The sequence below is a fragment of the Pedobacter segetis genome (assembly GCF_016623585.1).
Taxonomy (GTDB): Bacteria; Bacteroidota; Bacteroidia; order Sphingobacteriales; family Sphingobacteriaceae; genus Pseudopedobacter; species Pseudopedobacter segetis.
This window is the reverse complement of the sequence record NZ_JAEHFY010000005.1, coordinates 39,128-53,068: the sequence shown is the minus strand read 5'-3', so window position 1 is coordinate 53,068 and position 13,941 is coordinate 39,128. Positions and strand designations below refer to the sequence as shown.

13 protein-coding genes and 1 riboswitch are annotated in these 13,941 nt (G+C 37.1%); of the genes, 9 read left to right on the top strand and 4 right to left on the bottom strand.

All coding sequences use genetic code 11. The features are described from left to right. Positions 1–13 precede the first annotated feature (13 nt). Positions 14–2,329, bottom strand: coding sequence for a TonB-dependent receptor (locus tag I5M32_RS04315; RefSeq protein ID WP_200584957.1), 2,316 nt, complete (start codon positions 2,327–2,329; stop codon positions 14–16). A 68-nt stretch (positions 2,330–2,397) separates the two neighbouring features. Beyond that, entirely contained in the window at positions 2,398–2,727 is a 330-nt protein-coding gene (locus tag I5M32_RS04310) for a hypothetical protein (RefSeq protein ID WP_200584956.1), read from the bottom strand. Between the two features lie 113 nt (positions 2,728–2,840). Between I5M32_RS04310 and I5M32_RS04305 the strand changes: the two genes are divergently transcribed. The 9 genes from I5M32_RS04305 to metF all read left to right on the top strand — a co-directional run bounded on the left by I5M32_RS04305 (position 2,841) and on the right by metF (position 11,969). Beyond that, positions 2,841–3,185: a hypothetical protein gene (locus I5M32_RS04305; protein WP_200584955.1), complete on the top strand. Its 345-nt coding sequence runs from the start codon at positions 2,841–2,843 to the stop codon at positions 3,183–3,185. Between the two features lie 2 nt (positions 3,186–3,187). Further along, the gene (locus I5M32_RS04300) at positions 3,188–3,877 is read left to right on the top strand and encodes a peptidylprolyl isomerase (RefSeq protein ID WP_200584954.1); all 690 of its coding nucleotides are present in this window, start codon (positions 3,188–3,190) and stop codon (positions 3,875–3,877) included. A gap of 7 nt (positions 3,878–3,884) precedes the next feature. Next, positions 3,885–4,505 (top strand): GNAT family N-acetyltransferase, encoded by a 621-nt coding sequence (locus I5M32_RS16915; RefSeq protein WP_200584953.1) that lies wholly within the window; start codon positions 3,885–3,887, stop codon positions 4,503–4,505. Positions 4,506–4,719: 214 nt separating this feature from the next. Further along, positions 4,720–5,019: a type II toxin-antitoxin system RelE/ParE family toxin gene (locus tag I5M32_RS04290; protein ID WP_200585086.1), complete on the top strand. Its 300-nt coding sequence runs from the start codon at positions 4,720–4,722 to the stop codon at positions 5,017–5,019. A 1-nt stretch (position 5,020) separates the two neighbouring features. After that, positions 5,021–5,305 (top strand): addiction module antidote protein, encoded by a 285-nt coding sequence (locus tag I5M32_RS04285; protein ID WP_200584952.1) that lies wholly within the window; start codon positions 5,021–5,023, stop codon positions 5,303–5,305. A gap of 173 nt (positions 5,306–5,478) precedes the next feature. Further along, on the top strand, positions 5,479–6,246 hold the full coding sequence (locus tag I5M32_RS04280; protein ID WP_200584951.1) for an exodeoxyribonuclease III: 768 nt from the start codon (positions 5,479–5,481) through the stop codon (positions 6,244–6,246). A gap of 6 nt (positions 6,247–6,252) precedes the next feature. Then, positions 6,253–6,684, top strand: coding sequence for a PH domain-containing protein (locus tag I5M32_RS04275; protein ID WP_200584950.1), 432 nt, complete (start codon positions 6,253–6,255; stop codon positions 6,682–6,684). A gap of 77 nt (positions 6,685–6,761) precedes the next feature. Continuing rightward, a riboswitch (SAM riboswitch) is annotated at positions 6,762–6,868 on the top strand. 143 nt (positions 6,869–7,011) lie between these two features. Further along, positions 7,012–10,923, top strand: a complete 3,912-nt coding sequence (metH, locus tag I5M32_RS04270; RefSeq protein ID WP_200584949.1) for a methionine synthase — start codon at positions 7,012–7,014, stop codon at positions 10,921–10,923. 89 nt (positions 10,924–11,012) lie between these two features. Further along, the gene (metF, locus tag I5M32_RS04265) at positions 11,013–11,969 is read left to right on the top strand and encodes a methylenetetrahydrofolate reductase [NAD(P)H] (protein WP_200584948.1); all 957 of its coding nucleotides are present in this window, start codon (positions 11,013–11,015) and stop codon (positions 11,967–11,969) included. Positions 11,970–12,118: 149 nt separating this feature from the next. Here metF and I5M32_RS04260 read toward each other — a convergent pair whose 3' ends face one another. Beyond that, positions 12,119–12,856 (bottom strand): tyrosine-protein phosphatase, encoded by a 738-nt coding sequence (locus I5M32_RS04260; RefSeq protein ID WP_200584947.1) that lies wholly within the window; start codon positions 12,854–12,856, stop codon positions 12,119–12,121. Next, complete coding sequence (rfbB, locus tag I5M32_RS04255; protein WP_200584946.1) at positions 12,857–13,912, bottom strand: dTDP-glucose 4,6-dehydratase; 1,056 nt, start codon at positions 13,910–13,912, stop codon at positions 12,857–12,859. Positions 13,913–13,941 lie beyond the last annotated feature (29 nt).

The window sequence follows — 13,941 nt, the reverse complement described above, 5'->3', positions numbered from 1 at the left end:
TTAACAAGAGCTATCACAAACTAAGCGGCAAATAAACGCCAAAGGTTACGTTTCTGCCAGGGTTATAAATCCCAAAAGTTGGATTTGTTTCATCTAACCTGCCCGGTTTAAACCTGCTCAAATGATCATAATACTTTTTGTTTAATAAGTTGTTTCCAGAAACATTTAGCCTAACCACCTGCTTGCCTATGTTAAATGCGGTACCAATGCCCGCTCTTAATAAAGAATAGCCTCCGGTTGTGGTCTCAAAATTATCAATCCTGTTTTGGGCAAAATAATTATCTAAACCAACAGAGAAATAGCTGCTTTTTAAACTTTTTATTTTAGGCTCTAGCCTTATCTCGTTTCTTAAACTTGCTGCAGGTATAAATGGCAAAGGCCTGTTTTGAGCTAAATTTTCTGCGTGTACATAACTAAATGTATTCTCGAAATGGAAAAAACTTGTAGGGTGAAAAATCAAGCTGGCATCTGTACCATATAAATCTGCATTATCTTGTTGGTACCTAAATAGCGGGAAAGTTTGCGTTTGTCCGTTATCATCAGTAACATCTATGGTCTCTCCGTTTTTTTGTGCCAAAAAGATATAATCCGCCATGTAATTGTTGTAAAAACTTAGGTTTATATCAAAATTTTCTGTGGTATAACCAAAAGATACATCAGCCTGATAGCTTTTTTCGGCCTTTAAATCATTGGTCCCAACCTCATACCTAAAAGTGCCTTCATGTATGCCGTTAGAACCCTGCTCGGCTGGGTTGGGTGCTCTAAAACCTGTACTCAAATTAGTTTTAAAATTAAATTTATCGTTAAACTGATGCGTAAAACCCACGGCACCGCTTAAATTAGAATAATTGGTATTAAAAGCGGTAAATTTTTGTTCCCCATTTAAAAATAGATCTTTTCCTTGGTTATTTCTATAATCATAACGTAAGCCCGCATTAAAACTTGAGTTTTCCCAATCTTTTTTAACATAATAAAAGGCACCAACTCCAAAATAATTATAATCGGGTACTAAAAACTCTTTTCCTTTATTTTGGCTATGCGCATAATCCGTACTCAAACCAAGCACAGGTTGCCATGCGTTTTTTTGTTCAAAATAATATTTTGCGTCAAGCGTGTAGGTGTTTAGATCAAAAAACAAAGATGGGTTGGCGCTTGCCAACTCTTTCCTTACATTGTTTTGGAAACCCAAATCTAATTTGAGGTTGCCTTTATCAAACAGAAAATTACTGTTAGAAGCAACTTTAAAATGCGATATATCTTGGTTTGGGTATTGCAAGGTTCTGCTTTTGGTTTCGGCAGAGGTAATCACATCTCCATTATCATTCAAAAAATTACCATTTGCATCTACTTGGGGATCATAAAAACCTATTTTGTTATTAAAATAAGAAACATTTACATGGCTGTAACCCCAAGCCTTATTTAAACCGAACATCCCTTCGTAAGAGCGCTCGTTAAAACCAGAGTTTGGATAATAATATTCGGGGGTTTTAAAAGAATAGGCATTTTTATAAGTTCCCCGGGCCCGCCATACAAAGCCATCAGAATTACCTGTTAACATCGCAGAATTTGCGCTCAACCCGCCGTTTGAAGAATAATTACTCAGCACTTCTCCTTTAACGGTACCTTCAGGCACAGTTAGTGGTTCTAAAATATTGATAACACCTCCAAGGGCATCAGCCCCGTAAAGTAAACTTGCAGCTCCGCGTAAAACCTCTACCCTATCTGCACTGTATTGATCGATCTCGATCCCGTGTTCGTCTCCCCATTGTTGGCCTTCTTGCTTTACGCCATCATTAATGGTAACTATCCTGTTGTAAGAAAGCCCCCTAATAACAGGCTTTGAAATAGCTTGCCCAGTGGTAATTTGATTAACCCCGGCAATTTTAGAAACCGCATCTATTAAATTTGTAGAAGGCCTGTCTAGCATTTCATCTTTAGACAAAACCCCTACAGAAGTGCTGTTTTTCTTGCTATCTGCACCCGTAACCGTACCGGTTACCACCACTTCATTGGCTTCAATTAAACTGGGTTGCAACTCAAACGTAATGTTTTGAGTAGTTGCAAAATCAATGGTTTTGTTTTGGTATTTATAACCTAGATAAGAAACCTGGACCAAGAATTTTCCTTTATCTGGGATCCTGTTAAAACTGAATTTACCATCAACGTTGGTTAAAGAACTTACTTTTAATTCTTGTATGGTAATAGTTGCGCCGGGCAAAGGTTGTTTGTTTTGTGCATCGATCACTTTCCCAGAAAAAGTAATATCTGCTGAATAAACGTTTGAAAAGCCTATAAAAAGACATATCAAACTATAAAGAATACGTTTCATCTTAATTTTTTGAAATAAAAGAATAATGCGGTAATTAACCGCTTAATTAATAATAGAATTCTAGAAAATTAAGCAGTTACAGGCGGAGCCTTGTTTTTGGTAAGATGAAAAAACTGAAAATAATTATCGTCTTTTAATAGGTAGGTTAATACCGTAACTTTTTGATTTACGGTAATATGCGCCGGCTCTGTGGGTAATTCTCCTAAAAAAACAGCATCAGAAGTAGTGCAGCAAGGCTTGGTGTAATTCTTTAAATGTTTGTGGCAGCTGTTTCCGCAAGTATCGGCAGGTATAAAATAATGATGATGAAAAATATTATGCAAAGGAACCGCCGCACTGATCATAGAAAACATCAGTGATAGTGCTAATAAGGTATTTAAGCTTTTTCTCCTAAGCATATCACAAAGGTATAAAACCGCAAACATATTAAGGTAACAATTTTATTTCCATACAACTTGCTTTAACATAAAATAATGATGCTTGTTTTAAAAATCCGATATATTTGCAAAACATGAAACCAGCAGAAGTAAACCAAAAGTTTTTAAAATTACAAGATCAATTAGCAAATAAGTTTGATAATGAAAAACCCGATATAAAAGTGATCTTGTTTTTGATTGGCGTACAAGAACTGGGGCAAGGGCCAAAAAAATTCAGCAAAAGGGAGAAAGAAGAATTGATGCACATTGCCAATTGCAGGCTGTTTTCAGATCTGGGCTTTTATGAATTAGAAGGCACCGATCAAGATGGTTGGCCACATTGGAAAAAATTGAAAGCCATACCGGCATACAATATTTTAGAACAAGAAATGCTGATGAAAACATTGATCGTCAATTATTTTGAAGATATATTCTCTTAAACATGAAAAAATTTCTATTGCCACTTTTTTGTTTGTTTTTTACAACCGTATTTGCATCAAAACCAAAAAACACTTACGTAAAAATAAGCACCAATTACGGTACGGTTTATATCAAATTATATAACCAAACACCAAAACACCGTGATAATTTTATAAAAATAATTAAAGACGGTACACTTAACGGAACCCTTTTTCATAGGGTGATACCACAATTTATGATACAAGGCGGCGATCCTACTTCTAAAACCGCAAAACCCGGCCAACAATTAGGTGATGGCGATCTGGGCTATACCATCCCGGCAGAATTTAACCCCGATCTGTTTCATAAAAAGGGCGCTTTGGCTGCCGCAAGAGATAATAATCCCGAAAAAGCATCTAGCGCTTCCCAATTTTATATTGTACAAGGGAAGGTCTTTACAGATGAAGAGTTAGATTCCGTAGAAAAAAACAGGTTGGGCGGCAGAAAAATCCCTAAAGAACAAAGAGAGGTTTATAAAACCATCGGCGGCGCCCCACATCTCGATCAAAATTATACCGTTTTTGGCGAAGTGGTAAAGGGGATGATCATGGTCGATAATATTTGTACCGTAAAAGTAGATGGGAACGACAGGCCGCTAACAGATATCAAAATGAACGTTAGTTTGGTAGAGAAAAAAGAATTGAGAAAACTATTGAGGTCTTTAAAAGAATAAAATCAGGGTGTTCCCCAAGCTTCGCAAGGGTCAGGCTTTACGCTATACTCCGTTTGTCCGCAAAAAAAGGCGGCCAATCCGGGGTGCCGCTCCAATCCTTAACACAAAAAAAAACGCGAATAATGATAAATCAAAAACCAACCATCATCACAAGCCTAATGTTATAGCCAATTTTAGAAAACCGAACATACATTTGAACTTAAGAGATGCAATAAATAAAGATTTAGAATTAACATACCGAATTAAAACCAATTCGATTAAAATGTATGTAGAAAGAATATGGACTTGGAATAAAAAAACACAAAGGAAAATACATGAAACAAATTTCATGGCATCTAAAACTAAAATAATTATTCATGATCTAAGAGAAGTAGGATATTTGGTTTTGAAAGAAACATTTGACGAAATCTATATAGAGAATTTACTCATAGATAACGAATTTCAGAATCTAGGGATAGGAAAGACGATTATGAAAGAAATTATTGAACGAGCTACGTCCGAAAAAAAACTGATTTATTTACAAGTTTTTAAGATAAATATTAAAGCTATAAAATTTTATCGAAACCTCGGATTTGAAAAAACCTCGGAAATGGAAAATCATGTCGGAATGAAAAAAAAATGGCTATAACAGCTTAATCAATGCCAAGGCGAAGTGCTTTCACTTCCTTTTATGCAAATAATTATGTTTATGCTAAGTCGAAAATCAGCACTATAACTCGAGCACAGCTTAAACTTGCAAAACGTTGTAAAGCATTTTAACTCCACAAAATCCTCAAAAACGGATTTGCAACAACAGACTATTAATTATATTTTTGTATCCTAACGAATACAATTTTATGTAAATATACTTTATTGAAAAGTTAACAGAATTTGACAAGTGGTTTAAAAAGCTGAATGACTTGAGAGCTAAGGCAAAAATTTTGCTCAGGCTACAGAAACTAGAAAATGAAGAACATTTTGGAGATTGCAAGCCAGTTGGAAACGGGATTAGTGAATTGAGAATCAATTACGCAAAAGGCTATAGGATTTATTTCAAAGAAATTGATGGAAAAATTATTATTCTACTAATTGGCGGAGACAAATCCACTCAACAAAAAGACATCGAAAAAGCGAAAGTAATTTTGGATAACCTAAAAAAATAAAATGGAAACATCAAAATTTGACATAGCAGATTATTTAGACAGCAACGAAATGATCGCCGAATACTTAAATGCGGTTTTGGAAGAAGGAAATGATGCCGAGGTTGTGACTGCAATTGGACACATCGCTAAAGCAATAGGTATGACCAAAATAGCGCAAGAAACCGGAATGAGCAGGCCGAGCTTATACAAAGCACTATCAGACGGGGCCAAACCACAATTTTCAACTATTATGAAAGTATTGAAAGCTGTTGGCGGACAACTAAAAGTAAACCCAATACCTGCATAAAAAAACGCCTTATAACAGCAAATTTGCACAAAAATGGCTAATGGTGGTTCAACTCAGGTTTTTCGTTAATTATTTGGTTTAGTGCGGTACAACAATGGTTCTGCAAGTAATGCCATTTCTGCACAAATTTCCAAAACCACCAATCAACTATTTCAACTAACCCAACTGAAAAAATGAAAATCATATCCTACAACGTAAACGGAATAAGAGCAGCAATAAACAAAGATTTTTTTGCTTGGCTGCAAGCAACAGATGCAGATATAGTTTGCCTGCAAGAAATCAAGGCAACACCAGATCAGATCGTCGATATTGTTATTTTAGAGCAACTGGGCTACAAACATTATTGGTTCCCGGCAGAGAAAAAGGGTTATAGCGGTACGGCGATCTTTTCTAAAATAGAACCCAACCACGTAGAATACGGTTGTGGAATTGAAGAATACGATCAAGAGGGAAGAATGATCAGGGCAGATTTCGACGATTTTTCTATCATCAGCGCTTATTTCCCATCAGGTAGCAGCGGCGATATTCGTCAGGGTTTTAAATACAAGTTTTTAGATGAAATTGCCGATTATATTTCTCGCTTAAAAGCCGTTTTTCCAAAATTGATCATCTCTGGCGATTACAACATTTGCCATAAAGCGATAGACATCCACAACCCAAAATCAAACGCAAATTCATCGGGGTTTTTACCAGAAGAAAGAGCTTGGATGGATAGCTTTATTCATTTAGGGTTTATAGATACCTTCCGCCATTTTAATCCAGAACCACATAATTATACTTGGTGGAGCTACCGAGCCGGAGCTAGGAGCAAAAACCTAGGCTGGCGAATTGATTATCACATGGCAAGCATAGAAATGGAAGAGCATTTAAAAAGAGCGGCTATTTTACCAGAAGCCAAACATTCTGATCATTGCCCTATTTTGTTAGAGTTAAGTTTTTAAAACAAAATGGTGCAAACATTTAAGAGCAGAAAAGACCCTCTATTTATAGCGATAATTGTAGGCGTAATTTCTTTAATGATGATATTGACTGTTTCAGACATTTACTTGAATGGCCCAACAAAAGAATCTGGGATCGTATTCTTGATCGATCTTGCTATCTCCCTTCTTTTAATTTGGATATTTTTTAAAACCAGGTACACGTTAAGCACCAAAGAGTTAAGATATTTTTGCGGCCCCTTAAAAGGAGTTATCCTAATTGAAGATATTAAAGAAATCCAAAAAAACACTACAAAGTGGATAGGCTACAAACCGGCTACGGCCAGAAAAGGTTTGGTTATCAGATACAATAAATACGATGAGGTTTACATCAGCCCCGATGATAATGATACATTTATAAAAGAACTTTTAAAGTTAAAAGCGAACATTAAGATTACTTGATTTTAGGTTCGGCCAAAATTTTTTCGTACAAGCAATCCATATTTGCTTTTAACCAAACAATGTTGCACCTTTGCACCTGCTTATAGAGAAAGACGGAGGGATTAGACCCAACGAAGTCTTAGCAACCTGTGCAAACAAGGTGCTAAATTCTATTCATCCTAAAAAAGGGTGGAAAAGATAAGTTAAAGTCCAAAAATACCCCAACCCGACTTTTCTAAATAAGCTTTATTAGATTTGAGATAATAGATTTGAGATTTGAGAATAAGCTTTATCCCGCTTTCAGTTCATCTCATATCTCGCATCTCAATTCTCATATCTAACAAAACAATGGATATCAGAAAAGAATTAGAAAAAAGAATACTCATTATAGATGGTGCGATGGGCACCATGATTCAGCAATATAAACTAACTGAAGAGGATTTCCGTGGAGAAAGATTTAAAGACCATCCGTTAGATGTTAAGGGGAATAATGATTTATTAAATATTACTCGCCCCGATGTGATCAAAGCTGTTCATGCAGCATATTTAGATGCCGGCGCAGATATTATAGAGACCAATACTTTTAGTACACAACGTATCTCAATGGCCGATTATGGCATGGAAGACCTATCTTACGAACTAAGTTTTGAAGGCGCAAGAATAGCCAAAGAAATAGCCACAGAATACACCAAAAAAAACCCAGAGAAACCACGTTTTGTAGCCGGAGCGGTTGGCCCAACCAATCGTACGCTTTCTATGTCGCCAGATGTAAACGACCCTGGTTTTAGGGCAATTTCTTACGAAGAATTAGAAGAGGCATATTATGAGCAAGTAAGAGGTTTGGTTGATGGCGGTGCAGATCTACTTTTAGTAGAAACAATTTTTGATACCTTAAATGCAAAAGCTGCCATTTTCGCTATCAAACGATATGAAAAAGAGCTTAACGAGAAATTAGAAAAAGCCCAAGAACTCCCAAAAAATATATCTAGATCGGTTTATTCAAAAGAAATTGAAACAGGACAGGCATCCCACTCCCCTAAAAAGGGACGTAGTGTAAGGCTTAGGCTCGATATCATGATCTCTGGTACCATTACAGACGCATCCGGAAGGACACTATCCGGGCAAACCGTAGAAGCATTTTTAAATTCTATGCGCCATGGTAATTTGCTTTCAATTGGTTTAAACTGTGCTTTGGGCGCAAAAGATATGCGCCCGCATATTGAAGAACTTTCTGAAAAAGCAGATATGTTTGTTACCGCTTATCCAAACGCAGGCCTACCAAACGAATTTGGTGAATATGACGAAACAGCTTCAGAGACCGCAACTTTGGTAGATGATTTTATGTCATCGGGTTTTGTAAACGTAATTGGTGGATGTTGTGGAACCACGCCAGACCATATTAGGGCAATGGCAGAAAAAGCCAAGAAATATCCGCCAAGGAAAATCCCAGAAAGAGAACCTTATATGCGTCTTTCTGGCTTAGAAGCCGTTACCATAAAGCCAGATACCATGTTTGTAAACGTTGGCGAGCGCACAAACGTAACCGGCTCTCCAAAATTCTCTAAGCTTATTTTATCTGGCGATTTCGATACGGCACTATCCATCGCAAGGCAACAGGTAGAAGGCGGCGCACAGATCATAGATGTAAATATGGATGAAGGAATGTTAGATTCTGAGGCCGCCATGACCAAGTTCTTGAACCTCATCGCATCAGAACCTGATATTTCTAAACTACCGATAATGGTAGATTCTTCTAAATGGAGCGTGATCGAAGCAGGGTTAAAATGTTTACAAGGAAAAGGTATCGTAAACTCAATATCGTTAAAAGAAGGAGAAGAAAAGTTTAAAGAATACGCACATAAGATCAAACAATATGGTGCGGCTACGGTTGTGATGGCTTTTGATGAAAATGGCCAAGCCGATAATTTAGAACGCAGAAAAGAGATTTGTAAACGTTCTTACGATATTTTGGTAAATGAAGTTAATTTTCCGCCACAGGATATCATCTTTGATCCCAATATTTTAACCGTTGCCACGGGATTAGAAGAGCATAACAATTATGCGGTAGATTTTATCAATGCCACTAGGTGGATCAAAGAAAACCTTCCGTATGCAAAAGTGAGTGGCGGTGTTTCCAATATCTCTTTCTCTTTTAGAGGAAACAATACCGTTCGTGAGGCCATGCACTCTGCGTTTTTATACCACGCCATAAAAGCCGGGTTAGATATGGGAATTGTAAACGCCGGGATGTTAGAAGTTTATGAGGAAATACCGAAAGAGCTTTTAGAAAAGGTAGAGGATGTGCTTTTAAATCGCCGCCCAGATGCGACAGAGATTTTGGTTGATTATGCAGAAACGGTAAAAAACAAAGGTAAAGTTATTGTAAAAGATGAAGCATGGCGGAAAGAATCTGTTCAAAGCCGCCTTGCCCACGCCTTGATCAAAGGTATAGTAGATTACATAGATATTGATGTAGAAGAAGCCCGTTTACAATATCCTTTCCCAATTGAAGTGATAGAAGGGCCATTAATGGACGGTATGAACATAGTTGGCGATTTGTTTGGTGCCGGAAAAATGTTTTTGCCACAAGTAGTAAAATCGGCAAGGGTAATGAAAAAAGCCGTAGCTATTTTAATGCCATACATAGAAGCGGGCAAAGTTTCTGGGGCAAGTAGTAGTGCGGGTAAAGTTTTAATGGCTACTGTTAAAGGCGATGTCCATGATATTGGGAAGAATATTGTTGGCGTTGTTTTAGCCTGTAACAATTTTGAAGTTATTGATTTGGGCGTAATGGTGCCAGCAAATAAGATAATTGAGGAGGCCAAGAAACACGAGGTCGATATTATTGGTTTAAGCGGATTGATTACCCCCTCATTAGATGAAATGGTGCATTTTGCCAAAGAAATGGATCGTGAGGGTTTTGATATTCCCTTGCTAATTGGCGGTGCAACAACTTCAAGAATACATACCGCCGTAAAAGTCGACCCTCATTATAAAGGTGCAGTTGTCCATGTTTTAGACGCATCAAGAAGCGTGGGCGTTTGTAGCAATTTGTTGGCAAAAGAAACCAAGGAAGATTACATTAAAACACTAAAAGACGATTACCATACTACCAGGGATAATTACAATAAAAAGAAAGTTGTAAAATCGTTCTTGAGCATCAATGATGCTAGAAATAACAGGTATAAAATTGATTTGGATAATTATGTTCCTAAGGCACCAAAATTTACCGGCACTAAAGTTATCGAAAATTATCCTTTAGAAGAACTGGTGCCTTATATAGATTGGACCCCTTTTTTCCATACTTGGGAGTTAAGAGGCTCTTACCCAAAAATATTTGACGATAAATTTGTAGGCATAGAAGCAAAGAAACTTTTTGACGATGCCCAAGCTTTACTTAAAAGAATTGTTGATGAAAAACTTTTAACGGCAAAAGCAGTTTTCGGTTTTTGGCCAGCAAATGCTGTTGGTGATGATATTGAGTTATCGGTAAATGGTAATCAGTTGTATGTCGGCGATCAGTCATCGGTAAATACGGTCGCAAATCAACCGATTACCGAAAACCGATCACAAACTAATCAACAATGCAAAGCCGAAAATGCAAATCAACCGATTACCGAAAACCGATCACAAACTAATCAACAACACAAGGTAGCCATACACACCCTCCGCCAGCAGGCAGAAAAAGCCAAAGGCGAACCTTATTACGCTTTATCAGATTTTATAGCCCCAAAAGAAACCGGGATACAAGATTATTTTGGTGGTTTTGCAGTAACAACAGGGCATGGTTGCGATGAGTTGGTTGCCGAATTTATGAAAGACCATGATGATTACAACAGCATTATGACCAAGGCCTTGGCAGATAGATTGGCAGAAGCTTTCGCAGAGAAATTGCATGAATTGGTGCGCAAAGATTTTTGGGGATATGCACAAGATGAAGAATTGGATAAAGAATCTTTGATCAAAGAAAAATATCAAGGCATAAGGCCCGCACCCGGTTACCCGGCCTGCCCAGATCATACAGAAAAAGCAACCCTTTGGCAGTTGCTAGATGCAGAAACTAAAATCGGGTTAAAAATAACCGAAAGTTTTGCCATGTATCCAACGGCAGCAGTAAGCGGTTTTTATTTCGCTAACCCAGAAGCCAGATATTTTGGGCTTGGAAAAATAGATAAAGACCAAGTACAAGATTACGCAATTAGAAAAGGCATGGATCTAGAAACGGCAGAAAGATGGTTGAGCCCGAATTTAGGTTATTAAAATAGATATGAGAATTGAGACGTGAGTATTGAGAGCTCTTTAAAGCGATAATCTCAATACGCAATACTCACTACCCAAGACCGAATAAAATGAAAATCACAGATCACATAAAAAACGCAAAAGGCAAAACGCTTTTTTCTTTTGAACTTTTACCGCCCATCAAAGGGCAAAGCATCCAATGGATCTATGATGCCATAGATCCTTTAATGGAGTTTAAACCACCGTTTATAGATGTTACTTCTTTAAGGGAAGATTATATCTACAAAGAAAAGGAAAACGGGCTCTTAGAAAAGGTATCGTACAGAAAAAGACCGGGTACGATCGCTATCTGCGCCGCCATCATCAATAAATATGGGGTAGATGCAGTTCCTCATTTAATTTGTGGGGGTTTTACCAAAGAGGAGACCGAAAATGCCTTGATCGATCTTCAGTTTTTAGGTATAGATAATGTTTTAGCCCTTAGGGGCGATGCCCGCAAAACCGACCCGTCTTTTATACCAACCAAAGGCGGGCATTGCTACGCAACCGATTTGATAAAACACATTAAAGATCATAATGCGGGTAAATTTTTACATGAAGATGTAACCTCAGATTGCAATAGCGATTTCTGTATTGGTGTTGCAGGTTACCCAGAGAAGCATTTTGAAGCACCAAACCTAAAAACCGATTTTAAATTTTTAAAACAAAAAGTGGATGCCGGAGCCGAGTTTATTGTAACCCAAATGTTTTTTGATAACCAAAAATATTTTGATTTTGTGAAGAAATGTAGAGAAAACGACATTAACGTTCCTATTATTCCAGGTCTAAAACCCATAAGCGCATTGGGGCAATTGGTTGCACTGCCTAAAATTTTCCATATAGATTTGCCAGAAGATTTGAGCGAAGCAGTACAAGAATGTAAAAATAGCAAAGATGTTAAAAAAGTAGGTACAGAATTTATGGTCCAGCAATGTAAAGAATTGATAGATTTTGGTGTCCCGGTTTTACATTTTTATACCATGGGCAAACCAGAGCAAACTTATAATATAGCAAAAGCGATTTTTTAATTATACCTAAGCCTATATATTATGTGATTAGGAGCTGCAGAAATCATTTTATTGTTTTTATTAATAATTCTTTTATTGGTTTTCATAGTAAGCTTAAGCTGTTTTAGAAAAAGCTCAAAAATTCTTCATAGAGAGTTTCTAATTTTAAATCACTTCAACATTATATTCTGCAAGGCAGTTTCTTCAAAAAGGGTTTTTAAATGGGGAGTAAAAAGACTTTGTTTTAAGGCATCTGCGTGTTTTAAGTGGTGCATATCAGACCCTATAAAATCCACCATCAAATTATCTACCAACTCTTCAGCTGTTTTCTGCACTTGTTTCCCGTAATATCCGCTCAAAGAAATGGTGTTCAGCTGAAAATAACATCCATAATCCTTAATCTTGTAATAGTTTTCTATCGAGCCTAAATAAGGGTAACGCTCGGGGTGTGCTAAAATCGGCTTTAAGCCTTTATCATTTAATCTTTGTATAATCTCTTTGATGTTATTTGGATAGTTGATGTAAGAAAGCTCGAACAAAACATAATTCCCGCCCATGGCCATTAGGTTTCCTTTATTGATTTTGTTTTCAAAGGTTTCATCTAAATAATATTCGGCAGCGGCTTCAATTTGTATATCGATATTTTGTTTTACCAATCCTTCCAGCAGTTCATCTAACGCTTTATTAATGGTTTCTGGGGTATTGCGATAATAATCTGCCATGATATGTGGCGTTGCAATCAGTTTTTTAAAACCGAGTTCTTGAAACCGTTTGATCATCATGATGGATTCCCTTAGGGTTGGCGCACCATCATCAATGCCGGGCAAGATATGCGAGTGCATATCAACCCCTATGTTACTAAAATCAAATCTTGGTGTTTTATTCTTCTTTTTAAAAAGACCTAACATTTATCTGTTTTGGTATTGATCTTCGTAATAACTTTGATAGTTACCAGATGTAACGTTATTCAGCCATTTTTCGTTTGCCAAATACCAATCAACCGTTTTTTCTAAACCTTCTTCAAATTGTAAGCTTGGCTCCCAGCCTAATTCGTTCTTCAATTTAGTGGCATCAATGGCGTAACGTAAATCATGGCCAGCTCTATCGGTAACATAAGTGATCAACTTTTCTGATGTTCCTTCTTCTCTACCTAACTTTCTATCCATCACTTTACACAAAGTTCTGATCAAATCGATGTTGGTCCACTCGTTATGCCCACCAATATTATAGGTTTCGCCAGATTTTGCTTTATGGAAAATAACATCAATTGCCCTTGCATGGTCTTCTACCCAAAGCCAATCCCTAATATTTTCGCCTTTTCCGTAAATTGGGATGGCCTTATTTTGTTTGATATTGTGGATAGAAAGTGGGATCAATTTCTCTGGGAAATGGAACGGACCGTAATTATTAGAACAATTGGATATTACACAATCCATCCCATAAGTATCAAAATAAGCCCTTACAAAATGATCTGAACTTGCTTTTGAGGCAGAATATGGGGAATGTGGGTCGTAAGAAGTTTCTTCGGTAAACATTTCTGTTCCTTCGCCCAAAGTGCCATAAACTTCATCTGTAGAGACATGATAGAAACGTTTTTTTTCATAATCGCCTTTCCAACTTTTTTTGGCAGCGCTTAACAAGTTCACAGTACCTACAACGTTGGTCATCACAAATTCTATCGGATTCGAGATAGAACGATCAACATGAGATTCGGCGGCTAAATGGATAACCGCATCAAAATTTTCTTTATTAAATAAATCTTGAATAAAGGCGGCATCAACAATATCACCTTTCACAAACTTGTAATTGGCCGCTTTTTCAATATCGAGCAAATTTTCTAGATTCCCTGCGTATGTCAGCTTATCCAGATTAACGATTTTATAATTTGGATACGTGTTCACAAAACGCCTAACAACGTGTGAACCTATAAACCCGGCCCCACCGGTAATGAGTATTTTTTTCATTTTTTAGATATGAGTAGTGAGATATGAGA

Bases quoted from the DNA above. Each gene is read 5' to 3' on its own strand.
- I5M32_RS04315 (WP_200584957.1), bottom strand. From the start codon at position 2,329: ATGAAACGTATTCTTTATAGTTTGATATGTCTTTTTATAGGCTTTTCA.
- I5M32_RS04310 (WP_200584956.1), bottom strand. From the start codon at position 2,727: ATGCTTAGGAGAAAAAGCTTAAATACCTTATTAGCACTATCACTGATG.
- I5M32_RS04305 (WP_200584955.1), top strand. From the start codon at position 2,841: ATGAAACCAGCAGAAGTAAACCAAAAGTTTTTAAAATTACAAGATCAA.
- I5M32_RS04300 (WP_200584954.1), top strand. From the start codon at position 3,188: ATGAAAAAATTTCTATTGCCACTTTTTTGTTTGTTTTTTACAACCGTA.
- I5M32_RS04285 (WP_200584952.1), top strand. From the start codon at position 5,021: ATGGAAACATCAAAATTTGACATAGCAGATTATTTAGACAGCAACGAA.
- I5M32_RS04280 (WP_200584951.1), top strand. From the start codon at position 5,479: ATGAAAATCATATCCTACAACGTAAACGGAATAAGAGCAGCAATAAAC.
- I5M32_RS04275 (WP_200584950.1), top strand. From the start codon at position 6,253: ATGGTGCAAACATTTAAGAGCAGAAAAGACCCTCTATTTATAGCGATA.
- metH (WP_200584949.1), top strand. From the start codon at position 7,012: ATGGATATCAGAAAAGAATTAGAAAAAAGAATACTCATTATAGATGGT.
- metF (WP_200584948.1), top strand. From the start codon at position 11,013: ATGAAAATCACAGATCACATAAAAAACGCAAAAGGCAAAACGCTTTTT.
- I5M32_RS04260 (WP_200584947.1), bottom strand. From the start codon at position 12,856: ATGTTAGGTCTTTTTAAAAAGAAGAATAAAACACCAAGATTTGATTTT.
- rfbB (WP_200584946.1), bottom strand. From the start codon at position 13,912: ATGAAAAAAATACTCATTACCGGTGGGGCCGGGTTTATAGGTTCACAC.